Origin of the sequence: Bradyrhizobium cenepequi (assembly GCF_020329485.1) — a bacterium.
GTDB lineage: Bacteria > Pseudomonadota > Alphaproteobacteria > Rhizobiales > Xanthobacteraceae > Bradyrhizobium > Bradyrhizobium cenepequi.
In genome coordinates, this window is the sequence record NZ_JAGKJI010000005.1 from 78,307 (window position 1) to 103,746 (window position 25,440).

The following is a 25,440-nucleotide window of genomic DNA, read 5'->3' on the forward strand; positions in this document are numbered from 1 at the left end:
CCGCACGTCTCCCCTGCGTTAACCTATTACCTAGTTGCTGCCAGAATAGTGCTGAAATCATGGCAGAGCGTGTTGGAACACGTCTGTTTGATTGCGCTTACTGGTCCGGTGTTGCATCGGTTGCACAGGACATCGGCCGACGCTAGCCTCCCGGAAAAACAGGAGGTTCCCGAGGATGCGCTATACTTTGTTAATCGCGGGCTTGTTGCTCGCGGCTCAGCCCGCGCAGGCGGATCCGCGCTCGGCCTACGTGACGCTGGTACTGCAGGCATTTGCCGCCAAGGTCGAATGTCCGAACACCGACCTCGTCTATCAGGATCTCGTACAAAAGGCCGAAGAAATGCACCTGCCCGATGGAACCACGGAGAAGGTGCGCAAGGCGATCGCTTTCATGCACACGGGCGGCAAGATGGGCGAACGTCAGGATGACGAACTCATGGCCGAAGTCGCGGTCGCCACACAGGCGACTGATCTCGCCCAGCGGCGGCTGGGGATGACGACCTGGTGCGAAGCCCAGAAGACTCACCTTGCCGGTTTCATCCGTCCGAAGAACTAGAAAGCCTGATCCGAAAAAGTGGACACCGGTTTCATGCTCGAACGGAGAGCTAAAGCGCGATGACGACTCGAACAAAAGTCATCCCACTTTGGCTGCGTCCGTTGCGCGGCTGTTCCCGAATTTCCGGCAAAGTCAGCGCGGGGCAGCCCTAGACTCTCCTTCCTCTTGCCTTGCTTTGGTCACACCTGGCTGGAGTCGTGGGGCTGGGCAGAGGATGGTTGACGTAGGGTAAATCCGCCGGCCGCTTCCTGAGCGGGTGGCATTGGACTGAGGATGGAGCGCCAATGCTTTCCACGCTGAATGCTAAAGAATCCGATCCGCACGATGTTTTCGTGATCGACCCCGAAGTCGTTCTGGCGGCGCGCGGTGATCGCGCACCGCCAACGCCACGCGCCGAGGTGGACCACGCACCGGCACCGCAGAGCTACGCGGCATCCAGCGCTTCAGCGCCATCGCTCGATACCAGTTTTCGCGTGACGGCCAGCGACCATATCCAGCTCCCGACCGAGCCTTCACCGATCGCCAAATGGGCAAAGCGCGCCGCGATGGCCTTCCTGTTCGCCCTGCTCAGCGCTTTCGCGGCGGCAGCCTGGAAGCATCACGGCGACACCGCCAAGCAGATGATTGCGGAGTGGATACCGCAGTTCTCGCTGCTATCGTCGTTATCGTCACAATCATCGGGAGATGCGACGGCAACCGAGGAGCAACCCGCCCCGCCCGCCGTTCAGACCGCCGCCGATGAACCGGCCGCGCCCGCTGTTCAAACAGCCGCGACCGATCAGGCCCCAGCACAACCGGACACGGCGCCCCAGAGTCAGGCTGCGGAAGCCGCTGCGCCGACAGCAGCCGCGCCCCTTTCTCCTGATTCCTCACAATTGCTGCAGTCGATGGCGCACGATCTCGCGACGATGGGCCAACAGATTCAGCAGCTCAAGGCCACCATCGAGCAGCTGAAGGCTGGCCAGGATCAGATCGCGCGCGACATGGCGAGGGCTTCCGAGGCCAGGGTTTCGGCACAGGCCGCGCGCCCGCGGACCGCTCCCCCGGCCCGACCCGTCGCAGCACCCGTGCGCAGGCCGAAGCCGCCGCCGGCATACCCGCCCGCGCAAACCGCTATCGCTGCTCCGCCGCCGCCGCCGCCTCCTCCTCCGGTGCAAACGGTACCTCAGCCGCAGGCGCAGGATGGTGGACCGGTGGTACGGCCGCCGATGCCGGTGCGATAGAGCGTTTCGAGCGAAGCGGACACCGGTTCGCGTGAAGAAAACGCATCAAAACAAAGGATCCAGAGCTTCGGTTCTGATTCAACCAGAACCGAAGCTCTAGCGCGTCAACTCTGGTGTGGGCCGCGCATGATCTTCATGGCGGCTTCGATGTGGCGCCATTCGCGGGCCTCCTCGGCCTCACCCTGATCCTCGCAGAGCTGCGCCTTCTGCGCCGCCCGGGCGATCGCCTCAAAGCCGTGCTGCTCCAACATCTGCCGCGCGACCACGTGAATCTGCGTTTCTGGCATCATGTCGCTCTCCCGATGTTGCTTGCCCCGGTCAGCACACCGTCCTGATCGGTTGGACCGCAATTTGTTCTAAACCGCCAAACGACAGCCTCGTTCCCCGGCCTAGAGCATGATCCGGAAAAGTGTGAAGCGGTTTTCCGAAAAGATCATGCCCAAACAATAACCTAAAGCGCGATGATGATTCATCCTCATCTCATCGCGCTTTAGGCTCATCGGTCATTTTCCTATCGTTAAGCAAAGGTCCGGCGCATGGGCGGTTCGGCAAAAAATTTCCACAATTGCTTCTAGAAAAAGCTGTATCGAAAAAGGAGAACCTCCGATGCGGATCGTGACAGTGATCTTCGCAGGTTCGATGGCCGCGTTCGCGCATTGTGCAACGCCGGTCCTTGCGAAGAACTCGGAAACCCAGTCAGACACTCAGAAGACCGACGACAAGCAGGCTGCATCGCCGTGCCGCGCCTATCAAAAAGCAGCGGACGGTTCATGGCAGGAGATGCCCTGCCAGGAGATGGGCGCGCCTGCGGAGACCAAGCACAAATCGGCGACCGGAAATTCGGATCAGCGAACGCGCTAATTGGACTGGCTACTCGCCTCAACTCAATAAGGCGGCTGCTTGCGCGCCCGTTGCTCCTTGGCAGCTTCGACCCACCATATGAGGTCGTCGGCGAAGCGCGGAAAGGCTCGCTCCAGCGCCTTGCCGCCCTCGCCGATCGGTTTTCCGTCCTCGGCCAGCGTCTGCGCGATCGGCCCGACGCCAATCGTGCTTGAAATCACCACCATGCCCATCTCGGAGAGCGTACCATGCCAGGCGGTAGCGGCGCGCGCGCCGGAGAGGCGTCCGGCGGAATAGCTTGCGATCGCGGCAGGCCGCCAGAACCACTCCTCCAGGAAGTGGTCGGTGAGGTTCTTCAGCCCCGGCTGGATGCCCCAATTGTATTCACCGGTGATGAACACGAAACCGTCGGCCCCGCGGATCTGGCCTGCAAGCCTCTCCAGCGCAGCCGGCGCCGCGCCCTTCGGATATTCCTTGTACATGCGGTCGAGCATGGGCAATCCGACCTCCTTGGCGTCAATGAATTCGACGTCCTCGCCGCGGGCACGCAAGCCTTCGACCACGAAGCTTGCAAGCCGAACACCCATGCGATCGGACCGATAGGAGCCGTAGAAGACGAGGATGCGGTGGGCCATGCCGGTCACTCCGATCGGGAAGCGTAAACGCGGGATTAATCCACGCTGGCTATCATGGAGCTTGAAGCTCCCCTATTGTCCAGAATGGCACCAATAACATGAAAATCGGAACGCTCCTGACCACCGCTATCGTCTCGCTCTCGGCCGTGGGCGGTGGATTGGCCGTCTATGTCGCGGTCTCAAAATACCAGACGATGCAGAATGTGTCGGTGGCGCAGGAGCGCCTCGCAATCGTTCGGGCAATCAGTGACATCCCGCGCTATCTTAATTCGGAACGTGGCTTCGCGACCAATATCCTGTTTGGGCCGCCGACGGTCGATCCGAAGCAGCGAGCCGATCTGAACGAGAAGATGCGCACGGCGACCGACCGCGCCCGCGACAAAATGACCATACTGCGCAAAGCCTTGCCCGGCTCGCTCGACGACGGTGAGGCCATCGGCGCCGGCATCGATGGAGTGAACGCAAAATTCAGCGCGCTGCGCGAGGCGATGGACAAGGCAATCGACGGCCCGGCGGACTTGCGCAAGGACGCCGCCAAGAAGATCATCGCCGACAATGCGGTGCTCAACAACTCTGCCGCCTCCCTGCTCGACGGCCAGGTGCGCAAGATGGCCTTGATCGACGGCGACGCCTATCGGCAGGCGGTCTATGCCAATATCGCCTGGTCGCTGCGCGACGTCGGCGGCTTCAATGCAAGCCAGCACAAGAACCTCGCCGGCGCCAAGCGCGCCGCGACCGAGACCGAGAAGGTCGATCTCTCCCGCGCCCAGGGCCGTGCGGACCAGGTGCTGATGTCACTGCAGGAACTGCGCGGCAATCCCAACCTGCCCGCCAATGTCACAGCCGCGCTCGACCGCATGAACGAGGCCTATGTCGAGCGGTTCGGCAAAGAGTTGAAGCTCGTGAAGGAAGGCGCGGCGAGCGGCAAGTACGAGCACGATGTCGATGTCTTCTACGTGGAATCGCAACGCGGCCTCAATTCGATTATCGAGGTGCGCGATGCCTTCTATGATAATGCCGAGCAGGTGCTCTCTTCCGCTTACTCTTCTGCGCATCTCAGCTTCCTGATCGCGCTCGCCGGCCTCATCGCCGTGCTCGCAGCGAGCGTCGCGCTGGTGGTGACGGTGCAGCGCCGGGTCTGCAGCCCGATCGTGGAATTGACCGCCAGGATGTCGCGGCTTGCCGCTGGCGACGTCGCGGACGAGATCGCCGGCGCCGAGCGCGGTGACGAGATCGGCGCAATGGCGCAGGCCGTGCGCGTCTTCAAGGACAACATGATCAAGGCCGACCGCCTCGCGGCCGAGAAGGAAGCCGAGAACCAGGTCAAGATGCGGCGCGCGCAAGTGCTCGACAACCTGACGCACACGTTCGAGGAGAAGGTCAGCGAGCTCGTCGGTGGGCTCTCGGCCGCCTCTGCCACCATGGAGGAGACCGCGCAGTCGATGTCCTCGACGGCATCCGCCACCAACCAGCAGGCCGCTGTCGTGGCGGCGGCCTCCGATCAGACCTCGACCAATGTGCAGACGGTTGCAAGCGCGACCGAAGAGCTGACGTCATCGATCTCGGAAATCGGCCGTCAGGTCACCCAGTCGACCGAGATCGCGGCGCGGGCCGTGGAGAACGCCCGCCGCACCGGTGATACCGCCCGCTCGCTTGCCGATGGCGCACAGAAGATCGGCGACGTCGTCACGCTGATCCAGAACATCGCCGCGCAAACCAACCTGTTGGCGCTGAATGCGACGATCGAGGCCGCGCGCGCGGGCGATGCCGGACGCGGTTTTGCCGTGGTCGCCTCGGAGGTGAAGTCGCTGGCCGGCCAGACCGCAAAGGCGACCACCGAAATTTCCGAGCAGATTGCCGCCATTCAGGCCGCAAGCGACGAGACGGTGAAAGCGATCCAGAACGTTGTCGACGTCATCACCGAGATCGATCAGATCGGCACCGCAATCGCCGCGGCGATCGAGGAACAGGGTTCGGCCACCAAGGAGATATCGCGCAGCGTCCAGGAAGCGGCGCGTGGCACGCAGGAAGTCAATTCGAACATCTCCGGCGTGCAGCGCGCCGCAGACGACACCGGAGCCGCCGCCGGCCAGGTGCTCGGCGCCGCCGAACAGCTTTCCGCGCAGTCGCGTGACCTCGCCGGTCAGGTCAACCGCTTCCTCTCGGAAGTCCGCGCGGCGTAATCGCGGGTATGGGTTGTCGATTTGGCGGAGAAATCCACGCGTTACCAGCTTGATTGGAGCAGGATTCCGATATCCAATCCGCCCGCTATTCCGGCAAACATGGAGAGAAACCCATGCTCAAGCGGATATTGTTGGCAGCGGTCGTCGCCACTTTTGCGATCGGCTCGGCGTTCGCGCAGGAGTCCTGCGAGAGCAAGGCCGTCGGCAAGGACGGCAAGCCGCTGTCGGGCGCAGCAAAGACATCGTTCATGAAGAAATGCACCACCGATGCCTGCGAGGCGAAGGCGGTCGGGTCTGACGGCAAGAAACTCGCCGGCGCCGCCAAGACCAGCTTCATGAAGAAGTGCCAGAGCGGCGCATAGCCACCCGGCCTGGCCTATTCAGGATCGCCGCGACCTCGAGAGGGTCTCCGACGGCGATTCGCCGAAGTGCGACCGGTATATTCTGGAAAAGTCGCTGAGGTGCCAAAAGCCATAGGCGAGCGCGCAGGCCTTGACGCTGTGGGCGCCGGCCAAGAGATTCTGGCGAACGAGCCACAGCCTCCGCAAGCGGAGATATCGGTGCAGGCTCATTCCCCGATAGCGCTGCACTGCATCGTGGATGGTGCGCACGGACACGCCGATCTCCCTGGCAAGGTCGCTGCTGTAGATCGGCCGCGCGACGTCGCTGGATAGGATCGCCTGCACATCCTTGAAGACCTTGAACTGCCGGGCAGCGTTCGCCCGCGCTGTCCACTTTGCCGGAACGACCTCGGCGAACGCATGATCAATCGCCGCCATCAGGGATTCGCGGATCGCGACCGCCACTCCTGGAACCTCAGGCGCTTCGGCCAGGTGCGGCGCGATCGCCAGGATCTCCCGCACCAGTTGACGCAGCCGCCGTTTCGCCGTCTCGCTGGTTTCGTAAAGGTGGAAGCTTAGGCCGGTCTTGGGCCAGCCGCGATCCTCGACCGTTGGCTGGAAAACGATCGAGGCGTATTGCCGGGAGGTTCTCTCGAGCGCGCTATAAGCAGCCCCGCCGCTGCCGATCACCAGCAACGAACGATCGTGCTCGACCCCATTGAAGCGAATCGCAGCGCCCTCGTCCATCGGGAAGCCGACGGCCGTCGTGTTCGGCGCAAGCTGCACATCGATGACCCGCGGGAACGCCTTTGTGTAGTTCAGGTCGCAGCCCGGCAAATTCAGGATGGTTTGCTCGGCCGAAATCTCCCGGGCAAGCGGAATGCACTCGACCTGCACGTTTCGAATGAAACTCCGAAACGTGTCGATATCATCAAATCGAAATACCTTCGGCACCAGCGTTGGCGCCGGTGAATGATCGTTCATTGAAAATATTCTGTCAGCGGCAGCCATGCCGCAATGCAAAAAAACAAAAACGGCGATCTTCGCTCAACGACTCCTTCGGTACACCCTCCTGTCCGCCAGTTGGAGCGCGGTTGCCCGGGAAGACAACGCGGCAAAATACCATTGCCGAATTTCGATACTGTTTTATGGTAGAATTCTGAAAAGACTACAACCCAAAACCATCAATTTACAGTGGTAATTAACAATCTGGGCGCGAAATCGGCTGAGAGACAGCGACGTCTCGCAGCGGATTATTGGTGCCGCCATGATTGCCATTGCCTCGACCGATCTTATTGCGGAACTCGAAGATGTTGTCAGAGCTGGCTCACCCGAACGCCGCATCCGGATATTGCGGCAGGTGGCGAGCCTGTTCCTCGCGGACGCCGACCGGCTCAGCGAGCACCAGATCGAAATATTCGATGACGTCCTGCTCCGTCTGATCGGGGCTGTCGAGGCGCGAACGCTGACCAAGCTCAGCGCTCCCCTCGCGGATCTGAAATCGGCGCCGAAGGAGGTGGTGCGCCGCCTCGCCCAGCACGAGGACGCCGCAGTCGCCGTCCCGATCCTTCACAAGTGCGAATGCCTTTCGGAGGATGACCTCATCGAGGTCGCCGAGACCCGCAGTGAAAAACACCTCGGCGCCATCGCCGGGCGCAGCGCGGTAAGCCGCAGCCTCACGGACGCTCTGCTGATGCGCGGCCATGCGGCCATCTGCTGTATCCTCGCGAGGAATCCCGGCGCGCAATTCTCTGTTGCGGGCTTTGCGACCCTGGCCGATATGGCCCTGCGCGACGATGATATCGCCGACGCGTTGGTGCAACGGCCGGATCTACCGCGCGATGTGCTTTGCGAGTTGGTGGCGAAGTGCAGCCCTTCCGCGCAGGCCCGACTGCTCAAAACCGCACCGCCCGAGCGGCATGTCGCGATCAGAACCTTGATCGAACAGACCGCGCGCGGGCGCGCTCGCAAGGCCGTCCCCGTCGACTATTCCGACGCAAAAGCGACGGTGCTCGCACTCAACAATGCCGGCCAACTGAACGATTCCATCGTCAACCGTTTTGCGATCCGACGCGACCATCCCAGCGTCATCGCCGCGCTGTCGCTGCTGGCAGCCGTCCCGATCGAAGCCATCGAGCCGCTGATGGAGACCGAGGATTGCCACGGCCTGGTCCTCGCCTGCCGGGCATCGCGGCTCGATTGGCAAACCGCAGTCGCCATCATCAGGAGCCGCAAAGGCATCAAGCCGGTTTCGCCGCAACAACTCGAACAGGCCAAGGAGGCCTTTGATACGCTTTCGCTTTCCACCGCGCAGCGCGCCATCCGCTTCGGATCCGTAAGCGAGGTCGGCGCCAGGCCCTGGTCCGCCGATACACCGTTAGCTGGGGGAGTGCATTGATGGCTTACGGAAACCGAAAAGCCGAACGCGTTCACTTCGAACACCGCTATGCCGTCAACCTGATGGGCGTCGACGGCACCTGGCAACGAAGCTGCGTTCTTCTCGACGTATCGCAGACCGGCGCCAAGCTCGAGGTCGAGGGCCCGCTCGACGTACTACGGGCGCAGGAATTCTTCCTGATCCTCTCATCGAGGGGACTTGCTTTCCGTCGATGCGAACTGGTCCGGGTCGACGGGATGCAGATCGGCGTAAAGTTTGTCGCCGAAAGAAAGAAGAAAGGGCGTGCCATCATTCCGAAGTGAGCATGTCCGCAACGCAATTTCCCAGGGAGGAACGACCGATGGCCGCCTACAAGATCGCAGCCTTCTCCGTCACCACGAATTGCACGGAGCCGCTGCGCGGAATCGTCGAGATCGAAATGGCCGGAACGACGCTGCGGTTCGAACTCAACGAGGAGCTCGCGCACAGTCTCTGCAGCGATCTCGATCATTTTCTCACCGAGGCCCAGCAGCGGGCCTTCGACAAGGTCTGACATAACGCCGACAACACCATCTCGATGTCCGTTTATGTAGTAGCCGATACGCAAGACAGGCTTTCGTCGTTGCGCGCCATGCTGGAGCCGAAGCATCCCGTCTCGGGGGACCTGCTTGGCGCGGCCAGCATTCGCGGCAATGACGTCACGGCCATTGTCGTCAGCGCCGACCTGCGCGACGTCGACAACATCGCGGCGCTCAAAGCCATATCGAGCACGTTCTCGCGCATCCCCAAGCGCATCTTTGTCATCAACGAGCGGACCCGGTTGGCAATCGTTCAGGCCTACGCACTCGGCGCGACGCATGCGTTGCTCAGTCCGGTCAAGCCGGCGCAACTGCTGGCAAAGCTTGCACCCGGCGAGACACCGTCGATCGTTCCGGTCGGACCCGCATCGAGCAGCCGGGAAGCTGCGTCGGTCGGAGCGGCCAGTTTCGCCTCGATGTTCTCGGCGGTCACCTGCGGCTGGGCCGTCAACGTCGCGGAAGCCAAGGACGCCGGCAACGTCATCGCGGAGACCGTCGCCGAGCATGGGCTGTCCGACTGGCTCGCGACGGTTCGCCGCCACCACGAGGGGACCTACCAGCACTGCCTGCTGGTGACCGGCATCGCCGTCGATTTCGGCCTGAGTCTCGGCATGGCGAAGGCCGATATCGAACGGCTCTATGCGGCGGCGATGTTTCACGACCTCGGCAAGGCAAGGATTCCGCTCGCTGTCCTCGATAAACCTGGCAGGCTGGACTCCGAGGAACGTGCGCTGATCGAGACCCATCCTGCCGCAGGCCACGCCGTGCTCAAGGCAACGCCTGGCGTCTCGGCCGAAATCCTCGATGCGGTACGGCACCATCACGAATTCCTTGATGGCAGCGGCTATCCGGACGGGCTTTGCGGCGAGAGCATCTCCGATGTCGTCCGCATCCTGACCATCTCCGACATCTTCTCGGCGCTGATCGAACAGCGGACCTACAAACAGGCCATGTCGCGGGCAACCGCCTACGAAATCCTGCAGGGCATGAAGGGCAAGCTCGAGCGGCCGCTGGTCGAGGCGTTCAGGGATGTCGCCCTGAACCGCTGATCCACCCTCGCCGTCATCAACCGAGCGACGCTAGCTCCGTAGCCCCGGCGCTTCCTGCCCGGTGCGAGCGACATAGTCGGTATAGCCGCCGCCATATTGGTGGATACCGTCCGGAGTCAGTTCCAGAACGCGGTTGGAGAGCGCGGCGAGAAAATGCCGGTCATGCGAGACGAACAGCATCGTGCCCTCAAATTCCGACAGCGCGTTGATCAGCATCTCCTTGGTCGCGAGATCAAGGTGGTTGGTCGGCTCGTCCAGCACCAGGAAGTTCGGGGGGTCGTAGAGCATCTTCGCCATCACCAGCCGCGCCTTCTCGCCGCCCGACAGTACCCGGCACTTCTTCTCGACATCGTCGCCGGAGAATCCGAAGCAGCCTGCGAGCGCGCGCAGCGAGCCCTGCCCGGCTTGCGGGAACGCATCTTCGAGCGACTGGAACACCGTGCGCTCGCCGTCAAGCAGGTCCATCGCATGCTGAGCGAAATAGCCCATCTTGACGCTGCCGCCGAGCACGACCGAGCCGTTGTCCGGTTCGGTCGAGCCTGCGACCAGTTTCAACAATGTCGACTTTCCGGCGCCATTGACGCCCATCACGCACCAGCGCTCGCGCCGGCGGATCATGAACTCCAGTCCTTGATAGATTCGCTTGCTGCCATAGGCCTTGTCGACCTTCTTCAGCGCGACGACGTCTTCGCCGGAGCGCGGCGCCGGCTGGAATTCGAAGGCCACGGTTTGACGGCGTCTCGGCGGCTCGACCCGCTCGATCTTGTCGAGTTTCTTGACGCGACTTTGCACTTGCGCGGCGTGGGAGGCGCGCGCCTTGAAGCGCTCGATGAACTTGATCTCCTTCGCCAGCATCGCCTGCTGGCGCTCGAACTGCGCCTGCTGCTGCTTGTCAGCCATTGCGCGCTGCTGCTCGTAGAACTCGTAATCGCCGGAGTAAGTGGTGAGCGCGCCGCCGTCGATCTCGATCACCTTGCCGATCACGCGGTTGATAAACGCGCGGTCGTGCGACGTCATCAAGAGCGCGCCCTCGTACCCCTTCAGGAACTGCTCGAGCCAGATCAGGCTTTCGAGATCGAGATGGTTGCTCGGCTCGTCCAGCAGCATCACATCCGGACGCATCAGGAGGATGCGCGCCAGCGCAACCCGCATCTTCCAGCCGCCAGAGAGCGCGCCGACGTCGCCGTCCATCATCTCCTGGCTGAAACCAAGGCCAGCCAGCGCCTCGCGCGCCCGCCCCTCGAGCGCGTAGCCGTCAAGTTCCTCGAAACGGCCCTGCACCTCGCCATAGCGCGCGATGATGTCGTCCATCTCGTCGGCGCGATCGGGATCGGCCATCGCCGCTTCGAGTTCTTTCAATTCGGCCGCGACGATGCTGACAGGACCCGCGCCATCCATCACCTCGGCGACCGCGCTGCGGCCGGACATCTCGCCGACATCCTGGCTGAAATAACCGATCGTGATGCCGCGATCGACCGCCACCTGCCCTTCGTCGGGCTGGTCCTGACCTGCGATCATGCGGAACAGCGTCGACTTGCCGGCGCCGTTCGGCCCGACGAGGCCGATCTTCTCACCCCGGTTGAGCGCTGCGGAAGCTTCGATGAAGAGGATTTGGTGGCCGGCCTGCTTGCTGACGTTATCGAGACGGATCATTGCGCTATCTGGTGGGACTTCTGTGCGGGCGCTCTTAGTCGATTTCGCCCGCCGGCGCAAAGATGTTGCGCCGGCTTCATCGATTTCGGCGCGGATTCCCCTCGGACAGCGTCGCTCGGCTAGAGCATGATCCGGAAAAGTGGAGACCGGTTTTCCGAAAAGATCATGCTCAAACAAAGAGCTAGTGGCGCTTGAAATACTGCACGTCGCGCTCGTGCTTCTCGGCCGCGGCGCGACTCTTGAAGGTGCCGAGATTCCGGCGTTTGCCGGTCTTCGGATTGACCTTTCGCGAATAGAGGCGGTATTCGCCGGATCGCAACTTGCGGATCATGATCGGGTCTCCTTTGCCCGATCAACCGCGCCGCGCCACCTCGGTTCCGTCACGGCTTGCGCGGTGGCGAAAACAGCTGATTGGCAAATGGCTGCTGACCGGTGGGAACACGGATGGCGATGAAGCTTCGGTTCATCGATGTGTGACAGGAATTGCAGCCTTCCGTCAGATAGCCATAGGCCTTCGCAAATTTGCGGCCATCCCTCGCTGCGATCGCGTCGGACACCGACTGCAACGGATCCTTCAGCGTCGTGACGTTGCTGACCGGGATACCGGAATACTGCATGGCGGCTTCGGCGAGACTGGACTCGAGCTGGCCCAGTTCGTAGGTCGCAAGCTCCCAATTCTGGGCCTTGGCAGCCAACCATAATTTCTGGTGTTGTGATAGCGCTGCGCTCATGATGTCGCCAAGCCGCGGAACATATTGGTCGCTCGAGGAAGGCCGTTTCAGATCCGACTGCGCCATCGCCAATGGTATCGATGCAGCCAGGAGGAGCACCGCCATCACCACACCGCGCCATTTCATTGCAGACTCCTTATTCTTTCTTCCGCGGCAGCGACCGCAGATTGATTGTTTTGCGGCAGCCTACCGAGGCCGCGTTCAGGAGATTTTGCGCTTGATCAAGGCCGCTACGGAATTGAGCCAGCCACGTTGCTAGAAGCAGAGATTCGTCACGACGTTGCCGCGCTTGTCCTTGATCGTCATCGGACATCGCGCCCGCTCCAGCGTCTTCTTGGCGTCCTCGTCACCGAGCGCGGCAGCGCGCTCGTAATAGGCTTTCGCAGCGTCTGAGTCCTTCGGACCACCGCGGCCGGATTGCGCGAAGGCGCCCATCCGCTCCAGCGCGCCGGGATGATTCTGCGCCGCAGCCTTCTCGAACAACGCGCGCGCCGCAACGTCGTCCTTTTCACCGCCAGAGCCTTCGGAGAGCATGAGGCCGAGCTGATATTGCGCTTCGGGGTTGGTCTCGGCGGCCTTCGCGAGCAATTCGCGGGCGCGCACCGGGTCGGCCGCCGAGGAGCCGCCGAGCGCAGCCAGATTGGTGACGCCGCGCGGATTGCCGGCCTGCGCCGCGCGCTCAAAGAGTTTGCGTGCCTGCGCCTCATCTTTCGCGACGCCCGCGCCGGTCCCGTAGAGCACGCCGAGTTCGACCATCGCCGCGGTCGAGCCCTTGTCTGCCGCTTTACGCCAGGCCGAGACGGCTTCCGCCGTTTGCCGATTGGCCGCATAGGCGCGCCCGAGCTGATACATCGCGCGGCGCGAGGATTTCGCGGCAATCGCGCAGTATCTGATCGCGGTCGCAATGTCCGCCGACGTTATCTCGGGCACGCCCTTCGCATCGGCAGGCTTGTCGGGGTCGGAGGAATCGGCCGCGAGACGGTCGCACAGCACCAGATCGGCAGATTGTGCATGGGTATGGCTGGGCGCCACGACAACCATGAGCGCGGCAACCAGGCAGTAGGAAAGTCGTTTCTTCATGGCGCTACGTTGCTTCGACGGCCCGGCAAATTCAAGGCTGCCGAAAGACGGCGGGGCCGCCGGTCGACAGCCTTACCAGTGACAGCCCTAAGCGGCCCGGCCGAACAGCATGCGTGACGCAATCGCCGGTGTCTCGAATGTTCCGGACTTGGGCAGGCTCTTCAGCATCGCATCAAATCGAGCGGCGATCTTTGCGGCGCCGGCTGCCGTTGGATGCAACTCGTCGTACCACTCGTTCTTGCCGACCACCCCGCGCAGGTCGACATAACGATAGTTCGAATAGGTCGCCGCGAAGCCCGCAAGCCCCTTGTTGAAGGCATCGGTCATGATACGCATGATCGCCCGGCAGAGGTCGGCCTGAAAGGTCGGGTCGAGTCCCACGAACGCCATGCCGTTTCCGATCCAAGGGCCGCTGCTGCGCGGGATCGCGTAGTCGTAGCCATGGCCGACCATGATCACATCAGGCGCACGCAGATGGATGCGCTGGATCAGAGACTCATAGTCCTGCAGGACCAGCTTGAGATTTGAGTAGAATTCCGGCTTTACGTAGTAGGCGGCATGCGAAGGCTCGGCGTGATCGGGATCGAACAGATTGAGGAAGCGCGTAACGCCGCCTTCCCCTCCAAGCATGTCGTTTCCTCCGCCGGAAAATAGAAACGTGTCCGCCTGCCCGGAGATCAGTGCGGGCCAGAACTGGCCTGCCTGGATCATTTCGGTGAGTGTGTCTCCCCAATGCGCCAGATTGCGGATGGGATAGGCGTGACTTTGCTCGAGCACGTCGACCAGCGTGGGAGGCATAACCAGCGGCGGGAGCCGAGACCATGAATCGCCCTCGGCGACAACCGGGACCTTACGGCTAAAACCCTTGGGCGGCGTCGTCGGGGCAAGCCGCTCATCTCGGCCAATCGACGCGTCATGCGCGAGCGCGTCGGCCAGCTTGGCGGATTTCTCGATTCCCTGAAGATCAACAGCCGTGCGGTTCAAACCGACCGTGAAATCGAACGGCCGCCGCGGATTGGGCTGGACAACAAAGAAATTCGAAATATCGGCATCGCTGATGCTGCGGTTCTGAATTTTTTCGACGACAGCGTGGAATGGCGTTTTGCCGCCGGCTGACTTCGGCTTCTTGGCCATGGCATTCCCTCCAATGAAAGCCATGAGCATTACACAACCTAAAGTTCTCATCAACTTGATGGTGGGTCAACACGCGAGCGCAGTCCTGCGTCAGGGCTCAAGCCCCTCTTCCCTCAGCACCGGCGCGACCTCGGCGGACGCGAGATAGCGCAGTAGCCGGTCTGCCTGCTCGGTCCGCTCCGAACCCGTCATGCGGCCTGCGGAGAACACCGCCGGCGTCTGCAACTCACGCGGAATGGGTCCGATGACTTCGATGCCCGCAACCTGCTTCAACTCGCTGATCTGCTGCACGGCGAGATCGGCCTCATCAGTGATGAGCCGTTCCGCAGTGAAGCCCGATGGAATAATGGTTGCGCGCGCGTTGACCTCGGCCGCGATGCCCAGGCGTTCAATCAGTTGCGCGAAGAAGATGCCGCTGGCGCCGATCCGCGAATAGGCCACCGAGCTCGCTCCCAGGAGTATCGCGCGCAATGCCGCCTCGTTACCGATGTCGGGATGGATGGCTCCGGCCTTCACGGCGATGCCGACAAAGGAGCGTGCGAGATCGACGCAGCTCTCCGCAGCCACGCGTCGCTCCCGCACGAGTTCGGTGAGTCCTTCTTGCGTCAGGATTAGGATGTCGGCGCCCTCGCCGCGCCTGATCCGCTCGAGCAGCGCCAGCGTCGGCGCGAAATCGGCGTCGATCCGCACGCCGCTGGAGGCCTCATACTGACCCGCAAGCCTGGCAACTGCGCCTTTCAGCGCCAACGTGGAGAGCAAGCGAATAATGTCGGGCATCGCATCTTACAGGCGGCGCATCAGCTTCAGCACCGCCGTCAATCGCAGGCTGCGCTTGCCGGCGAGCGCGGTTGCTTCCAGCACCGCTCCCTCTTCATTGCAGGTGCCGGAAAAGCCGATGCCGACTTCATGGCCGCCGAAGATCGGATTCTCGCCCTTGGCCAGGGTGTGCTCCTGGTTGAGGATCTGGCCCTTCCAGCGGCCATTCTCCGAAAAATAAGTACCGAGATAATAGAAGCACGCGTCACCGCCGACGATACGGCCATCCTTGAGCAACATCACGCCGGTCAGGCCGCCTGAGACCCCATCGAGCAGGCGGAGATGGATGGAATAGAGGCCGTTGGCTATCCCGCCCTCGCCGACGCCGCCGGCGATCGGGATTTCCTGTTCCTCGATCGGCGTCAAGACGGCCTGAAACGGAACACCCGGCACCTCCCGCAACCCGCCCTCGAAGCGATAGGAGCCACCATCGGGCCGGCCCTGCGCTACCAGTGTTGCATCGTCGGTGCCGGCCATGGCGGGATAGTTGGGATCCGGATTGTGGCGCACGGTCCTCACCACGACGGAGACCTCGTCGTCGCTTTCCTCATAGCTGCCGATGTGCGCGAAGGCCGAATTGCCGCCAAGCATCTTGCCGTCATGGGCATGCATCACGCTGCGGCCGACCGCATCGTTGAGCTGAAACCTGACCTTGTAAAAGCCTCCGAAACCCACTTCGGTCCCCGGCCTGCGCGCATCCAAAGTCAAGTGTAGCGCGCTTTCGGCGAGGTCGATACCTGCTTACGCTGAACAAAGCGTGTTGGCACGCGGAAGCGCAAGCAGTCCAATGTCATTAAAATGAGAAAGTCCGCCAAAGCCAGACGGCTTTGGCGGACCCGATTGCGGCCCCGGGGCGCCCTGGCCCGGGCCGGGAGCAGCGTCAGGCCGCGGCTTTCTTGCCGGTCGGGACCTGGGAGATGGTCTTCAGTATCTGCGAGGCGATCTGGTAGGGGTCGCCCTGGGAGTTCGGACGGCGGTCTTCCAGATAGCCCTTGTAGCCGCTGTTGACGAAGGAGTGCGGGACACGGATCGAAGCACCGCGGTCGGCAACGCCGTAAGAGAAGGTGTCGATCGAGGCCGTCTCGTGCTTGCCGGTCAGGCGCATGTGGTTGTCCGGACCGTAGACCGCGATGTGATCAGCGCGGTTGGCCTTGAAGGCTTCCATCAGCGCCTCGAAGTACTCCTTGCCACCGACTTCGCGCATATACTGGGTCGAGAAGTTGGCGTGCATGCCCGAGCCGTTCCAGTCGGTGTCGCCGAGCGGCTTGCAGTGGAATTCGATGTCGATGCCATAGCTTTCGGTCAGGCGCAGCATCAGGTAGCGGGCCATCCACATCTGGTCAGCGGCGGTCTTGGAGCCCTTGCCGAAGATCTGGAATTCCCACTGGCCCTTGGCCACTTCGGCGTTGATGCCTTCGTGGTTGATACCGGCGGCGAGGCAGAGATCGAGATGCTCTTCCACGATCTTGCGGGCGACATCGCCGACGTTCTTGTAGCCGACGCCGGTGTAGTACGGGCCCTGGGGAGCGGGATAACCGCTCGAGGGGAAGCCCAGCGGACGGCCGTCGTTGTAGAAGAAATATTCCTGCTCGAAGCCGAACCAGGCGCCGGCGTCATCCAGGATGGTGGCGCGCTTGTTGGACGGATGCGGGGTGATACCATCGGGCATCATGACTTCGCACATCACGAGGGCACCATTGGTGCGCGCCGCGTCCGGGTAGACGGCGACCGGCTTCAACACACAATCGGAGCTGTGGCCTTCGGCCTGCATGGTGGAGGAGCCATCGAAGCCCCAGAGCGGAAGCTGCTCGAGCGTCGGAAACGACGCGAATTCCTTGATCTGAGTCTTGCCGCGCAAATTCGGTGTCGGCGTATACCCGTCGAGCCAAATATACTCGAGCTTGTACTTGGTCATTGAGCCTCTCTGTTGATGATGCAAAACGCGAAGGGCCGAAAGCCAGTCGGTTTTGCCCCACGCGTACCCGGCCACCATCGGCCGAGAATTTACAAGCAATTTGAATGCCAATCGCGTCCGCGCGGGAGCGAGCTTCAGGGGAAAAGTCCAGACGGCGGGCTGTCATTTTGGCTGCGACATAGGAGCGCGGCTGGCATGCGTGCCGAGCGGCCAAATGACGCTTCGAGGCGACAGCTAGCGCCTGATTCTCCGGCAATTTCGGCCAGTCGCCCATCGTCCGATTAAAGCGTTGGCAGACTGCCGTGGCATTCCTTGGATGCGCCGCGCTGCGCCCGCAACCCTCGGTCCGGCTCAAGCGTTAGCCACCTACTCGTTGCCTCACACGAAGCAAAACCAAAAATGCCCAGAGAATGATCATGGAGTACATTTTTTCATCATCTTGCATCCGAGCGGGGCACGGCCGATATCGCAAGTGCAAGTAACCACACGAGAAGGAGTCGGGCGCACGATGGAGGATCGCGGCTCCGATCAGAGGAGAATCACATGAATTCGGGTTTGAATCAGGGATCTGCCAAGATCTACCAATTCCCGGTCGGCGGCCGGGCCTCCCTTGCGGGACGCCGCTACGGAGAGACCAAGTCCGCGCTCGAGATTGCCGCCTCCCAGGTAAACGTGGCCGCTTGCAGCGATAGCTGGTACCACCAAGCTGCTATCGAGGAATCCAAGCCGGCGCGTGACCACTAATGCCGGGTAAATATCGGATAGCCTTCCGACGGGAATGTCGGGCATCGGCGGCACAGAAAAGGGGCGGAACGAGCGCGTTTCGGTCCTTTTTTATGCCAGTTCGCAGGCCGTAGCTGGCCGCCCGGCATGCTTGAGCGTGGCGAGGCCGGCTTTCCTGATCCTCAGCGTAACGCCGCTGCCGGAGTAGCGCGAGCCTGACAGCGCCAGCCGCTTCAACAGCGTCACAGCCTTGCCGTCGAGCTGCAGATGGGCACGGGAATCGTATTGAAAAAATCCGACGACGAATTGCGTGCCGTCGGCGCAGCGATAATTTCGGAACGTGCTCTGCGCCGATGCTTGCGACCTTCCGGCCAAGGTTCCCGCCACCAAGACCATCGCGAAAATCGCTGCCTGCCGATAATTCATGCTTCGCCCCCGGATCCGGCTTGAGTATAGACCAGCGCGGGAAGCGCACCATCTCTTACCCGGTCATCTGCCTGCCGCAGAAGATTGATTAAGTCAGCCAGATGCAAGACTCCCCTGCCCGACATTTCAATCTCGCCGGCGCCAGCAATTTCCGCGACCTTGGCGGCTACCCCACAGGTGATGGCCGCACCGTCCGCTGGCGCCAGATCTTTCGCTCCAACCATCTCGGTCGGCTCACCGACGACGATGTCGCCGTGGTCCGCGGCCTCGGCGTCCGCAGTGCCTTCGACTTCCGTGGGCGCGACGAGCGCGCGGAGGGGCTGTGCGGGATGGCCGATATCAGCGTGCATTCGCTGCCGGTCGAACCGACGGTCGTCGCCGCGCTGCGCGCCATCGCCGCCGGCGGCAGTCCGCCGACCGAGCACGACGCCATCGAGGTGATGCGTGATTCCTATCGCAGCTATGTGCAGGAGAACACGCCGCGCTTCCGCGCGCTGTTCGCGCATTTGCTGGAAGACCGCGCGCCACTGGTCATCCATTGCAGCGCCGGCAAGGACCGCACCGGCTTTGCCTGCGCGCTGATCCTGCACACGCTCGGCGTTCCCGATGAGGTGATCTCGGAAGACTATCTGCTGACCAACCGCTTCTATCGGCGCGATCCCTCCGCGACCAGCGACCTGCCCGACGTTGTCCTGCAGGTGATCGGCACGGTGCGGGCCGCCTTCCTGGCCACGTCGTTCGAGGCCATCAACGCCGATTACGGCGGTCTCGACAATTATATCCGCGACGGCCTTGGTGTCGGAGAAGCCGAGCGCAAGCAACTTGCCGCGCTCTATCTCGAGAGAATTTAAGCGGCCGCTTCCATCTCGGCGTCGAGATCGGCGATGACTTCTTCGAACGCAGAGATCGCCTGCTGTATGGCTGCGATCTGCATCAGTTCCCAACCGCCGACCGGACCGGTGCGGTTCTGCAGCGCGACGATCAAGTCCCGCCGCTGCTCCTTAAGCTGAACGAGCGGTAAACCGTGATCGGGTAGGTTTCCCATGGTCTGATCCCCTGCCTTGATGGGACCTCGCTTGTAGCGAAAGGATTCTGCAATCGACTTACGGAAGTTCCGCAAATTTTACCGATCGACGCAGAAGCCGTAGTCCTACGTGGACGCCGGCGCCGTGGTAGCCTTCCGGATCACCTCGGCAAGTCCTCTGGATATTCGAAGCATGCTGCCGTCGCTCTGATGTAATCGGTCGCCGTCGGTCGGATCGAGCATGCGGTCGAAGCCGATATTGTTCTGCACATGCCAATGCCGCATCAACGCCCAGCGGCGAAACACATTCACGCCCGCCGTCTCCGCCACCGCGGCAATCAGCGAGACCATGCGCTCGGAAAGCTCGGCCTTGTCGTCGAGCAGCATCGCCGGGACATATTGCGGATCGATCAGTAGCACGTCCATCTGGTCCGCATGCGCGCGTATCCGGTCCACACCAACTGCAATATTCGCCGCAACGTCGTCGACGTCGTATTTCTCTCTGTGAAAGACGGCATTGGTTCCAACCTGCCAAATCACCAGTGACGGCTTCTCGGCGAAGACGTCGGCATCAAACCGCGGCAATTCCTCGATCGCCTCTTCGCCGCCTCTGCCGCGGTTAAGCACGTCGATGCCGGAATTGCCGGTCGCAGCCCGCAAATACATTTCGAGCCGATATGGATAGGGCACGACGTCTTCCCTGCCCGCCGTGGACGACGATCCCATCGCGACAATCTTGACCCGACCGTTGGCACGAAGCGCTGCCGCCAGGCGGGACAGCGGATATTTGAAGCCGATCAACTGATCGGGCAATTCAGCATCTGCGAAATTTTCAATCATTTTGTAGCCTCATAAATTGATACTATCTAACGTTGAATGCCTATCTCGCGACGAATTTGGCGGCATTGCAAATGAAATTCTGCTGAGTTTAGTCTGTCCGTCCGGGTAGTGCGGAGCCTGTCTCATGAATGGAAAAGTCATCGTCGTCACCGGCGCATTGGGTGCGCTCGGCAAGGTGGTCGTTGAGGAGGCGCTGACGCGGGGCGCACGCCTGGCCGCCGTCGATCACGCGCCATCATCACTTTCGCCGACGTCGAGCCGGACCGAGCTCGGTGGTGTCGATCTGACCGACGCCGCGCAGGCGAAGAAGGCGATCGACGCGGCGGCGGCGCATTTCGGCCGGCTCGATGCGCTTATCAACATCGCCGGCGGCTTCGCCTTCGAGACGGTCTCAGACGGCGATCCCGCGACCTGGCAGCGGATGTATGCGCTCAACGTGACGACCGCGCTCAACGCCTCGCGTGCGGCGATTCCACATCTGCTGGCGTCCGGCGCCGCGCGTATCATCAATATCGGCGCGCTCGGTGCATTGCAGGCCGGTGCCGGCATGGGCGCCTATGCGGCTTCGAAATCCGGCGTACACCGTCTGACCGAAGCGCTCGCCGCCGAGCACAAGGGCAAGATCACGGTCAACGCCGTGTTGCCTTCGATCATCGACACCGCCGCAAACCGCGCCAGCGTGCCGAAGGCAGATTTTGCCAAGTGGGTGACGCCGAAGGAACTCGCCGACGTCATCCTGTTCCTTGCCAGCGACGCAGCCAGCGCGGTCACCGGCGCGCTGTTGCCGGTGAGCGGGCGCGTCTAAACCTTCTCAGCTTCACGCCTCCACCAGCTTCTTCAGCAGCGCCTTGAAGCGGATGCTGCGCTTTCCGGCAAGCGCGGTAGCCTCGGCCTCGGCGCCTTCGGAATCGTACGTACCGGAGAAGCCGATACCAACCTCGTGGCCGCCGAACAGCGGCCGCTCACCCATGCTCGGCGTATGCTCGCGGCTGACGATCTCGCCCTTCCACCGGCCATTCGCGGCGGTGTAGGCGCCGATATAGTCGAAATAAGCATCGCCGCCGCGGATGCGGCCGGCGTGCAGCATCATCACGCCGGTATTGCCGCCGTCGAGCCCATCGAGCATGCGGATATGGATGGAATAGAGCCCGTTGCCAATGCCGTCGGGTCCGACCTTGCCGGGCGCGGGCGCATCCTTGTCGTTGATCGGGGTCAGGATCGCCGTGAACACGATGCCGGGCAAGGCGTTGGTCTCACCTTCGAAATGAACCTCATCGCCTCTGTGCGCGCCCTTGAAGATCATGACGATGTCGTCGACCGCAAACATCGGCACGTAGTTCGGGTCATGGTTGTGGCGCGACATTTTCAGCTCGGACGAGATGATGCCGCCCTCTTCCGTATAGCTGCCGATGAAGGACGAACCGGAATTGCCGCCGTAGAGCTTGCCGGAGGCGGTGGCGAACATCACGCCGCAGCCAGTGCCCCGCACCGTCCTGAACGAGAATTTGTACAGCCCCTGCAGCACCCTGGCGCCTGCTTCTCACGCGACAAATGCGCCAGCTCCCGCGCGGACCGTTTGCTCGCGCAGGCTCACCGATCGCCATTTGATCTTGTCCCACACTAACACTAGCCGTTTTGCCACCGTCCCGGCAAACGCTTTGCGGTAGACTTCTGCAAATTGAGTCGCGGCATTTCGCGACTGGAGTGTTTGCGCGTGGAAACCTCGCTCTATCTGCCCGTCAAACGGTTCCTCGAAAAGCTCGGCTTCACGGTGAAGGGCGAGATCGGCGGTTGCGACGTGGTAGCGCTCAGCGGCGATGATCCGCCGATCGTGGTGGTCGGTGAGCTGAAACTCACCTTCAACCTGGAACTGATCCTGCAGGCAGTCGATCGTGCGGGCGCCTGCGACGAGATCTGGATCGCCGCCAAATTATCGACGCGCGGCAAGGGCCGCGAAGGTGATGCGCGCTACCGCAATCTCTGCCGCCGCCTCGGCTTCGGCATGCTGGGCGTGACCAGCGCCGGCGAAGTCGAGGTGCTGGTGAAGCCGCCGACCACGGCGCCGCGCCGCGATCCGAAGAAGCGCTCGCGCCTGGTTGCCGAGCACAATCGGCGCAAGGGCGATCCCGTGATGGGCGGCAGCACGCGCGCACCGATCATGACCGCCTACCGCCAGCAGGCGCTCGCCTGCGCCTTGGCACTCGCGGATGGGCCACGGCGTGTCCGCGACCTCCGGGTCGATATTCCGGATGCCGGCAAGATCCTGCTGCACAATGTCTACGGCTGGTTCAACCGCGCCGAGCGCGGGATCTATGTGCTGACCGACGCAGGCCGCACTGCGTTGAAACGCTGGCCGCAGCCACCAGTTGATTCCGCAGCGTCGGCGACTTCGGTGCGAATGACGATGGCGTAGCGACGCACGATTGCGGTGGATAACCGGTAACGATCGCGCGATGAGGCAGGCGAACTCAAGAAGGTCTACGGTGCATGGCTGGATTGCCATGTGCAATTCATATTGCAATGCAATAACGTGACGCCTAGGTATCCGGCCCAAAGCATGATCCGGAAAGAGTAGCTACCGGCTTTTCCTCGCGACAGACACCAGGCGTTTGTGCGGAGATCGTGCTCGAAACAAGGAGGCGGGTGGATGACGATTCTTAAGGCTGTCGTCGCGCTCGCAGTGAGGCCCCAATGAGCGAAGACTGGCAAACGAAATATGGTCCCCGACGCGTGAGGCGCGATCCGCCGACGCTGGAGGAAGCGATCTTCGCCGCCGTCGGCATCACCGACGACCTCGAGCAGCAAGCCGAGATAGCATCCGCCTTGATGGGCCTTCCTTACGAGGACGTGCTGGCTGAGGTGAAGAAGACGTCGCGCACCATGGCGAGGTCGGCGACCCGCGTGATTGCGGGCGAGCAAGGCGCGCAGCGCGCGGTCGTGGTCGAGCGGCGCGTGATCCGACGGTTCGGCAACGACAAGCGCACCGGCACCTGAACTCCGATCCGCAATTCGTTCATCCGAACGGCCGAGGCGGAGTGGCGTAGCCGCGCGCCGGTCAGGCGGCGCGGCCCCAGCCGTACATCTTGAACACCATCTGCCAATAAGTGCGGTTGAGATTGGCGATTGCGCGCGCTGCCTCCAGCGGAGCGACTGTCGCCGCGGGGGCCAGTTCCGGCTGGCCGTGCCGCGCGAGATCGATGCTGCCGGTGGATTCGCCGTGGCGGAACGTCAGGTTCGCGCCGAACTTGCTGGCGAGCGCCCGCATCGACTCGTTCTGCGCGCCGGTGGTGATCCGAAGCGAGCGGTAGCCTCTCGCGCGCGCCTCCGCGATCAGCTTGCGGAACAGTATGCTGCCGACACCCTTGCGACGCGTCGAGCGCTCCACGCTGAAGGCGATCTCCGGTTCTCCATCCGGCGATTGCTCCGGCGGATGCAATTCGGCCGCACCGCGCACCACCTCGTTCTCGAAATAGGCGATGATGACGGTGCCGTCATTGGCGCATTTCTCGGCGTAGCGCTTGATGAAGCCATCATCCATGAAGCCATGGAAACGATCATAGCGGCTGGTTCGGTCCAGCCTCAGCAGATGATCCCGCAGAAGCGGCAATTCCAACTGGCGGAGAGTGCGGACGGTGCCCTTGGCTGGCGCCGAACGCTTAGAATCATAGTTCATTCCATAGCCCCTCGTGGCAGCCCTCGAGGAGGCGTTGATTCCCTAGATGCCCAATATTGTGCGTCGCAACACGAAATTCAAGTACGCAGATTCACTGAATTCTTGCAGCCAGATTCACTTAATCTTTCACATTGAAGTTATTGATGAATTTAGGGTCTCGCGCATAACTACAGCACCATCTGCGTCTGAGTCACAATGGCGACCAGCTTGCCGTCTTCGGTTTCCAACCGGGTCTGCCAGACCTGCGTGCGCCGCCCGCGATGTACAGGCGTGGCGATAGCAATAATTGTGGTCCCCTCCTTGGCGCCGCCGATGAAATTCGTCTTGCTCTCGATCGTGGTGGTTCCCTTGGCGTCCTCAGGCAGGTTGATCACGGTCGCCGCCGCCCCGACCGAGTCCGCAAGCGCCATCACCGCGCCGCCGTGGATGGTGTGATGCAGCGTACAGAGGTCCGGGCGCACCATCATCTTCGCCACCACGCGGTCCTTGCCGGCATCCGTGAAGGTGACGCCCTTCAGTTCCGCAAACGGCATCTTCATCGATTGGATCTTCTCCAGCGGCGTCATGCGTCCTCCCGCTTTGTTGTGCGCCCGATCGCGGCAGAGAATGGACGGAGCCGGTAAATCAGGCAATGACGTCGGAGGTAATGGCCGGTGTGACAGAGCATGATCCGGAAAAGTGGAAACCGGTTTTCCGAAAAGATCATGCTCAGACAAAGAGCCAAAGCGGGATGACGATTCGAAGAAAAGTCATCACGCTTTGGGGCAGCCAACGATAGAGGTTTCCGATGCGCAACTTCCCTCCCCGCCGGATCGTCTGCCTCACTGAGGAGACCGTGGAGACGCTGTACCTGCTCGGCGAGCAGGACCGCATCGTCGGTGTCTCCGGCTATGCGGTGCGGCCGCCGCAGGTCCGCCGCGAAAAGCCGCGCGTTGCTGCCTTCATCTCGGCCGACATCCCGAAAATCCTGGCGCTCGAGCCGGATCTCGTGCTCGCCTTCTCCGACATCCAGGCTGAGATTGTCGCCGATCTCGTGCGGGCCGGCGTCAACGTCCACGTCTTCAACCAGCGCGACATTGCCGGCATCATGGCGATGATCCGCATGCTAGGCGCTATGGTTGGCGCCGCCGAGCGCGCCGACCGGCTTGCCATCGATTTCGAGCATCGCCTCGCCAGCGTTGCTGCGATTCCGCGTTCACAGCCGAAGCCCATAGTCTATTTCGAGGAATGGGACGATCCCTTGATCAGCGGCATCGGCTGGGTCTCCGAACTGATCGAGATCGCCGGCGGCGAAGACGCGCTGCCAGGCCTGCGGCACCAGAAGGCGGCGAAAGACCGCATCATCGCGCCTGAAGTGGTGCGCGAGGCAGCGCCCGACGTGATCCTCGCCTCCTGGTGCGGCAAGAAAGTCGTACCTGATCGCATCCGCAACCGTCCCGGCTGGAGCGACATTCCCGCCGTGCGCAACGACCGCATCGTCGAGATCAAGTCGACAATCATTCTGCAGCCGGGCCCGGCCGCGCTCACCGACGGACTCGATGCGATCGTCGCAGCGCTGTGGCCGTCAAATTCGTAGGGTGGGCAACGCAACGCGTGCCCACCATTCACGGTCGGTGCAAGACAAGGCGGGCACGCTGCGCTTT

34 protein-coding genes are annotated in these 25,440 nt (G+C 62.2%); 16 read left to right on the forward strand and 18 right to left on the reverse strand.

Annotation, left to right across the window (positions count from 1 at the left end):
• The first annotated feature begins 175 nt into the window (after positions 1-175).
• Both J6497_RS08555 and J6497_RS08560 read left to right on the forward strand, forming a co-directional pair.
• The gene (locus J6497_RS08555; RefSeq protein ID WP_225703820.1) at positions 176-556 is read left to right on the forward strand and encodes a hypothetical protein; all 381 of its coding nucleotides are present in this window, start codon (positions 176-178) and stop codon (positions 554-556) included.
• A 284-nt stretch (positions 557-840) separates the two neighbouring features.
• Positions 841-1,779: a hypothetical protein gene (locus J6497_RS08560; RefSeq protein WP_225703821.1), complete on the forward strand. Its 939-nt coding sequence runs from the start codon at positions 841-843 to the stop codon at positions 1,777-1,779.
• Positions 1,780-1,883: 104 nt separating this feature from the next.
• On the opposite strand, the gene J6497_RS08565 is transcribed toward J6497_RS08560, so the two are convergent.
• Positions 1,884-2,069, reverse strand: a complete 186-nt coding sequence (locus tag J6497_RS08565) for a hypothetical protein (protein WP_225703822.1) — start codon at positions 2,067-2,069, stop codon at positions 1,884-1,886.
• Positions 2,070-2,385: 316 nt separating this feature from the next.
• Here J6497_RS08565 and J6497_RS08570 point away from each other — a divergent pair, with 316 nt between their 5' ends.
• Positions 2,386-2,640, forward strand: a complete 255-nt coding sequence (locus J6497_RS08570) for a hypothetical protein (RefSeq protein ID WP_225703823.1) — start codon at positions 2,386-2,388, stop codon at positions 2,638-2,640.
• Between the two features lie 23 nt (positions 2,641-2,663).
• Here the strand turns inward: J6497_RS08570 and J6497_RS08575 are convergent, their stop codons facing one another.
• Positions 2,664-3,254: an NADPH-dependent FMN reductase gene (locus J6497_RS08575; protein WP_225703824.1), complete on the reverse strand. Its 591-nt coding sequence runs from the start codon at positions 3,252-3,254 to the stop codon at positions 2,664-2,666.
• 98 nt (positions 3,255-3,352) lie between these two features.
• Here J6497_RS08575 and J6497_RS08580 point away from each other — a divergent pair, with 98 nt between their 5' ends.
• Complete coding sequence (locus J6497_RS08580) at positions 3,353-5,437, forward strand: methyl-accepting chemotaxis protein (protein WP_225703825.1); 2,085 nt, start codon at positions 3,353-3,355, stop codon at positions 5,435-5,437.
• Between the two features lie 113 nt (positions 5,438-5,550).
• Positions 5,551-5,799, forward strand: coding sequence for a hypothetical protein (locus J6497_RS08585; RefSeq protein ID WP_225703826.1), 249 nt, complete (start codon positions 5,551-5,553; stop codon positions 5,797-5,799).
• Between the two features lie 18 nt (positions 5,800-5,817).
• On the opposite strand, the gene J6497_RS08590 is transcribed toward J6497_RS08585, so the two are convergent.
• A complete protein-coding gene (locus J6497_RS08590) occupies positions 5,818-6,762 on the reverse strand; it encodes an AraC family transcriptional regulator (RefSeq protein WP_225703827.1) in 945 nt (314 codons plus the stop codon).
• A 343-nt stretch (positions 6,763-7,105) separates the two neighbouring features.
• Positions 7,106-7,318 carry a hypothetical protein gene (locus J6497_RS08595; protein ID WP_225703828.1) on the reverse strand — a complete coding sequence of 71 codons (213 nt, stop codon included), beginning with the start codon at positions 7,316-7,318 and terminating at the stop codon, positions 7,106-7,108.
• Between J6497_RS08595 and J6497_RS08600 the strand changes: the two genes are divergently transcribed.
• The 4 genes from J6497_RS08600 to J6497_RS08615 are packed head-to-tail and all read left to right on the forward strand — an operon-like array spanning position 7,298 to position 9,782.
• Positions 7,298-8,176 (forward strand): DUF2336 domain-containing protein, encoded by an 879-nt coding sequence (locus tag J6497_RS08600; RefSeq protein ID WP_225703829.1) that lies wholly within the window; start codon positions 7,298-7,300, stop codon positions 8,174-8,176. The genes J6497_RS08595 and J6497_RS08600 overlap by 21 nt on opposite strands.
• A complete protein-coding gene (locus J6497_RS08605) occupies positions 8,176-8,478 on the forward strand; it encodes a PilZ domain-containing protein (protein WP_225703830.1) in 303 nt (100 codons plus the stop codon). The genes J6497_RS08600 and J6497_RS08605 overlap by 1 nt, the downstream gene beginning before the upstream one ends.
• Positions 8,479-8,516: 38 nt before the next feature.
• Positions 8,517-8,708 carry a hypothetical protein gene (locus J6497_RS08610; protein ID WP_225703831.1) on the forward strand — a complete coding sequence of 64 codons (192 nt, stop codon included), beginning with the start codon at positions 8,517-8,519 and terminating at the stop codon, positions 8,706-8,708.
• 24 nt (positions 8,709-8,732) lie between these two features.
• Positions 8,733-9,782: an HD-GYP domain-containing protein gene (locus J6497_RS08615; protein WP_225703832.1), complete on the forward strand. Its 1,050-nt coding sequence runs from the start codon at positions 8,733-8,735 to the stop codon at positions 9,780-9,782.
• 30 nt (positions 9,783-9,812) lie between these two features.
• Here the strand turns inward: J6497_RS08615 and J6497_RS08620 are convergent, their stop codons facing one another.
• The 5 genes from J6497_RS08620 to J6497_RS08640 all read right to left on the reverse strand — a co-directional run bounded on the left by J6497_RS08620 (position 9,813) and on the right by J6497_RS08640 (position 14,044).
• Positions 9,813-11,435 (reverse strand): ABC-F family ATP-binding cassette domain-containing protein, encoded by a 1,623-nt coding sequence (locus J6497_RS08620; protein WP_225703833.1) that lies wholly within the window; start codon positions 11,433-11,435, stop codon positions 9,813-9,815.
• Positions 11,436-11,616: 181 nt separating this feature from the next.
• On the reverse strand, positions 11,617-11,766 hold the full coding sequence (locus J6497_RS08625) for a hypothetical protein (protein ID WP_016843021.1): 150 nt from the start codon (positions 11,764-11,766) through the stop codon (positions 11,617-11,619).
• 49 nt (positions 11,767-11,815) lie between these two features.
• A complete protein-coding gene (locus J6497_RS08630) occupies positions 11,816-12,292 on the reverse strand; it encodes a hypothetical protein (protein WP_225703834.1) in 477 nt (158 codons plus the stop codon).
• Between the two features lie 129 nt (positions 12,293-12,421).
• The gene (locus J6497_RS08635; RefSeq protein ID WP_225703835.1) at positions 12,422-13,246 is read right to left on the reverse strand and encodes a tetratricopeptide repeat protein; all 825 of its coding nucleotides are present in this window, start codon (positions 13,244-13,246) and stop codon (positions 12,422-12,424) included.
• Between the two features lie 87 nt (positions 13,247-13,333).
• Positions 13,334-14,044: a GDSL-type esterase/lipase family protein gene (locus J6497_RS08640; RefSeq protein WP_225703836.1), complete on the reverse strand. Its 711-nt coding sequence runs from the start codon at positions 14,042-14,044 to the stop codon at positions 13,334-13,336.
• Positions 14,045-14,161: 117 nt separating this feature from the next.
• Between J6497_RS08640 and J6497_RS08645 the strand changes: the two genes are divergently transcribed.
• Positions 14,162-14,362, forward strand: coding sequence for a hypothetical protein (locus J6497_RS08645; RefSeq protein WP_225703837.1), 201 nt, complete (start codon positions 14,162-14,164; stop codon positions 14,360-14,362).
• A 108-nt stretch (positions 14,363-14,470) separates the two neighbouring features.
• On the opposite strand, the gene J6497_RS08650 is transcribed toward J6497_RS08645, so the two are convergent.
• The 3 genes from J6497_RS08650 to J6497_RS08660 all read right to left on the reverse strand — a co-directional run bounded on the left by J6497_RS08650 (position 14,471) and on the right by J6497_RS08660 (position 17,111).
• On the reverse strand, positions 14,471-15,157 hold the full coding sequence (locus J6497_RS08650; protein WP_225703838.1) for a substrate-binding domain-containing protein: 687 nt from the start codon (positions 15,155-15,157) through the stop codon (positions 14,471-14,473).
• 6 nt (positions 15,158-15,163) lie between these two features.
• Positions 15,164-15,808, reverse strand: coding sequence for a hypothetical protein (locus tag J6497_RS08655; RefSeq protein WP_225703978.1), 645 nt, complete (start codon positions 15,806-15,808; stop codon positions 15,164-15,166).
• 268 nt (positions 15,809-16,076) lie between these two features.
• Positions 16,077-17,111, reverse strand: a complete 1,035-nt coding sequence (locus J6497_RS08660; protein WP_225703839.1) for a glutamine synthetase beta-grasp domain-containing protein — start codon at positions 17,109-17,111, stop codon at positions 16,077-16,079.
• A 543-nt stretch (positions 17,112-17,654) separates the two neighbouring features.
• On the opposite strand from J6497_RS08660, the gene J6497_RS08665 reads away from it, so the two are divergent.
• Entirely contained in the window at positions 17,655-17,855 is a 201-nt protein-coding gene (locus J6497_RS08665) for a DUF2735 domain-containing protein (RefSeq protein WP_225703840.1), read from the forward strand.
• A gap of 90 nt (positions 17,856-17,945) precedes the next feature.
• On the opposite strand, the gene J6497_RS08670 is transcribed toward J6497_RS08665, so the two are convergent.
• On the reverse strand, positions 17,946-18,260 hold the full coding sequence (locus tag J6497_RS08670) for an MliC family protein (RefSeq protein WP_225703841.1): 315 nt from the start codon (positions 18,258-18,260) through the stop codon (positions 17,946-17,948).
• Positions 18,261-18,361: 101 nt separating this feature from the next.
• On the opposite strand from J6497_RS08670, the gene J6497_RS08675 reads away from it, so the two are divergent.
• Positions 18,362-19,111, forward strand: coding sequence for a tyrosine-protein phosphatase (locus tag J6497_RS08675; protein ID WP_225703842.1), 750 nt, complete (start codon positions 18,362-18,364; stop codon positions 19,109-19,111).
• Here J6497_RS08675 and J6497_RS08680 read toward each other — a convergent pair.
• Together J6497_RS08680 and J6497_RS08685 are read right to left on the reverse strand one after the other, a co-directional pair.
• Positions 19,108-19,245, reverse strand: coding sequence for a hypothetical protein (locus tag J6497_RS08680; protein WP_225703843.1), 138 nt, complete (start codon positions 19,243-19,245; stop codon positions 19,108-19,110). The genes J6497_RS08675 and J6497_RS08680 overlap by 4 nt on opposite strands.
• A 165-nt stretch (positions 19,246-19,410) precedes the next feature.
• Complete coding sequence (locus J6497_RS08685; RefSeq protein WP_225703844.1) at positions 19,411-20,124, reverse strand: SGNH/GDSL hydrolase family protein; 714 nt, start codon at positions 20,122-20,124, stop codon at positions 19,411-19,413.
• A 124-nt stretch (positions 20,125-20,248) separates the two neighbouring features.
• On the opposite strand from J6497_RS08685, the gene fabG reads away from it, so the two are divergent.
• Entirely contained in the window at positions 20,249-20,929 is a 681-nt protein-coding gene (fabG, locus tag J6497_RS08690) for a 3-oxoacyl-ACP reductase FabG (RefSeq protein ID WP_225703845.1), read from the forward strand.
• Between the two features lie 12 nt (positions 20,930-20,941).
• Here fabG and J6497_RS08695 read toward each other — a convergent pair whose 3' ends face one another.
• Complete coding sequence (locus J6497_RS08695) at positions 20,942-21,649, reverse strand: hypothetical protein (RefSeq protein WP_225703846.1); 708 nt, start codon at positions 21,647-21,649, stop codon at positions 20,942-20,944.
• Positions 21,650-21,838: 189 nt separating this feature from the next.
• Here J6497_RS08695 and J6497_RS08700 point away from each other — a divergent pair, with 189 nt between their 5' ends.
• Positions 21,839-22,537 carry a DUF2161 domain-containing phosphodiesterase gene (locus tag J6497_RS08700; protein WP_225703847.1) on the forward strand — a complete coding sequence of 233 codons (699 nt, stop codon included), beginning with the start codon at positions 21,839-21,841 and terminating at the stop codon, positions 22,535-22,537.
• 278 nt (positions 22,538-22,815) lie between these two features.
• Complete coding sequence (locus J6497_RS08705) at positions 22,816-23,118, forward strand: hypothetical protein (RefSeq protein ID WP_225703848.1); 303 nt, start codon at positions 22,816-22,818, stop codon at positions 23,116-23,118.
• A 61-nt stretch (positions 23,119-23,179) separates the two neighbouring features.
• On the opposite strand, the gene J6497_RS08710 is transcribed toward J6497_RS08705, so the two are convergent.
• Positions 23,180-23,797: a GNAT family N-acetyltransferase gene (locus J6497_RS08710; protein ID WP_225703849.1), complete on the reverse strand. Its 618-nt coding sequence runs from the start codon at positions 23,795-23,797 to the stop codon at positions 23,180-23,182.
• 167 nt (positions 23,798-23,964) lie between these two features.
• Complete coding sequence (locus tag J6497_RS08715; RefSeq protein ID WP_225703850.1) at positions 23,965-24,363, reverse strand: PaaI family thioesterase; 399 nt, start codon at positions 24,361-24,363, stop codon at positions 23,965-23,967.
• Positions 24,364-24,584: 221 nt separating this feature from the next.
• On the opposite strand from J6497_RS08715, the gene J6497_RS08720 reads away from it, so the two are divergent.
• Entirely contained in the window at positions 24,585-25,373 is a 789-nt protein-coding gene (locus tag J6497_RS08720) for a cobalamin-binding protein (protein ID WP_225703851.1), read from the forward strand.
• The last annotated feature ends 67 nt before the right edge of the window (positions 25,374-25,440 follow it).

Coding starts and splice junctions, on each gene's coding strand:
- J6497_RS08555 (WP_225703820.1), top strand. CDS start 176: ATGCGCTATACTTTGTTAATCGCGGGCTTGTTGCTCGCGGCTCAGCCC.
- J6497_RS08560 (WP_225703821.1), top strand. CDS start 841: ATGCTTTCCACGCTGAATGCTAAAGAATCCGATCCGCACGATGTTTTC.
- J6497_RS08565 (WP_225703822.1), bottom strand. CDS start 2,069: ATGATGCCAGAAACGCAGATTCACGTGGTCGCGCGGCAGATGTTGGAG.
- J6497_RS08570 (WP_225703823.1), top strand. CDS start 2,386: ATGCGGATCGTGACAGTGATCTTCGCAGGTTCGATGGCCGCGTTCGCG.
- J6497_RS08575 (WP_225703824.1), bottom strand. CDS start 3,254: ATGGCCCACCGCATCCTCGTCTTCTACGGCTCCTATCGGTCCGATCGC.
- J6497_RS08580 (WP_225703825.1), top strand. CDS start 3,353: ATGAAAATCGGAACGCTCCTGACCACCGCTATCGTCTCGCTCTCGGCC.
- J6497_RS08585 (WP_225703826.1), top strand. CDS start 5,551: ATGCTCAAGCGGATATTGTTGGCAGCGGTCGTCGCCACTTTTGCGATC.
- J6497_RS08590 (WP_225703827.1), bottom strand. CDS start 6,762: ATGAACGATCATTCACCGGCGCCAACGCTGGTGCCGAAGGTATTTCGA.
- J6497_RS08605 (WP_225703830.1), top strand. CDS start 8,176: ATGGCTTACGGAAACCGAAAAGCCGAACGCGTTCACTTCGAACACCGC.
- J6497_RS08610 (WP_225703831.1), top strand. CDS start 8,517: ATGGCCGCCTACAAGATCGCAGCCTTCTCCGTCACCACGAATTGCACG.
- J6497_RS08615 (WP_225703832.1), top strand. CDS start 8,733: ATGTCCGTTTATGTAGTAGCCGATACGCAAGACAGGCTTTCGTCGTTG.
- J6497_RS08620 (WP_225703833.1), bottom strand. CDS start 11,435: ATGATCCGTCTCGATAACGTCAGCAAGCAGGCCGGCCACCAAATCCTC.
- J6497_RS08625 (WP_016843021.1), bottom strand. CDS start 11,766: ATGATCCGCAAGTTGCGATCCGGCGAATACCGCCTCTATTCGCGAAAG.
- J6497_RS08630 (WP_225703834.1), bottom strand. CDS start 12,292: ATGAAATGGCGCGGTGTGGTGATGGCGGTGCTCCTCCTGGCTGCATCG.
- J6497_RS08635 (WP_225703835.1), bottom strand. CDS start 13,246: ATGAAGAAACGACTTTCCTACTGCCTGGTTGCCGCGCTCATGGTTGTC.
- J6497_RS08640 (WP_225703836.1), bottom strand. CDS start 14,044: ATGCCTCCCACGCTGGTCGACGTGCTCGAGCAAAGTCACGCCTATCCC.
- J6497_RS08645 (WP_225703837.1), top strand. CDS start 14,162: ATGCGCGAGCGCGTCGGCCAGCTTGGCGGATTTCTCGATTCCCTGAAG.
- J6497_RS08650 (WP_225703838.1), bottom strand. CDS start 15,157: ATGCCCGACATTATTCGCTTGCTCTCCACGTTGGCGCTGAAAGGCGCA.
- J6497_RS08655 (WP_225703978.1), bottom strand. CDS start 15,808: ATGCATGCCCATGACGGCAAGATGCTTGGCGGCAATTCGGCCTTCGCG.
- J6497_RS08660 (WP_225703839.1), bottom strand. CDS start 17,111: ATGACCAAGTACAAGCTCGAGTATATTTGGCTCGACGGGTATACGCCG.
- J6497_RS08665 (WP_225703840.1), top strand. CDS start 17,655: ATGAATTCGGGTTTGAATCAGGGATCTGCCAAGATCTACCAATTCCCG.
- J6497_RS08670 (WP_225703841.1), bottom strand. CDS start 18,260: ATGAATTATCGGCAGGCAGCGATTTTCGCGATGGTCTTGGTGGCGGGA.
- J6497_RS08675 (WP_225703842.1), top strand. CDS start 18,362: ATGCAAGACTCCCCTGCCCGACATTTCAATCTCGCCGGCGCCAGCAAT.
- J6497_RS08685 (WP_225703844.1), bottom strand. CDS start 20,124: ATGATTGAAAATTTCGCAGATGCTGAATTGCCCGATCAGTTGATCGGC.
- fabG (WP_225703845.1), top strand. CDS start 20,249: ATGAATGGAAAAGTCATCGTCGTCACCGGCGCATTGGGTGCGCTCGGC.
- J6497_RS08705 (WP_225703848.1), top strand. CDS start 22,816: ATGAGCGAAGACTGGCAAACGAAATATGGTCCCCGACGCGTGAGGCGC.
- J6497_RS08710 (WP_225703849.1), bottom strand. CDS start 23,797: ATGAACTATGATTCTAAGCGTTCGGCGCCAGCCAAGGGCACCGTCCGC.
- J6497_RS08715 (WP_225703850.1), bottom strand. CDS start 24,363: ATGACGCCGCTGGAGAAGATCCAATCGATGAAGATGCCGTTTGCGGAA.
- J6497_RS08720 (WP_225703851.1), top strand. CDS start 24,585: ATGCGCAACTTCCCTCCCCGCCGGATCGTCTGCCTCACTGAGGAGACC.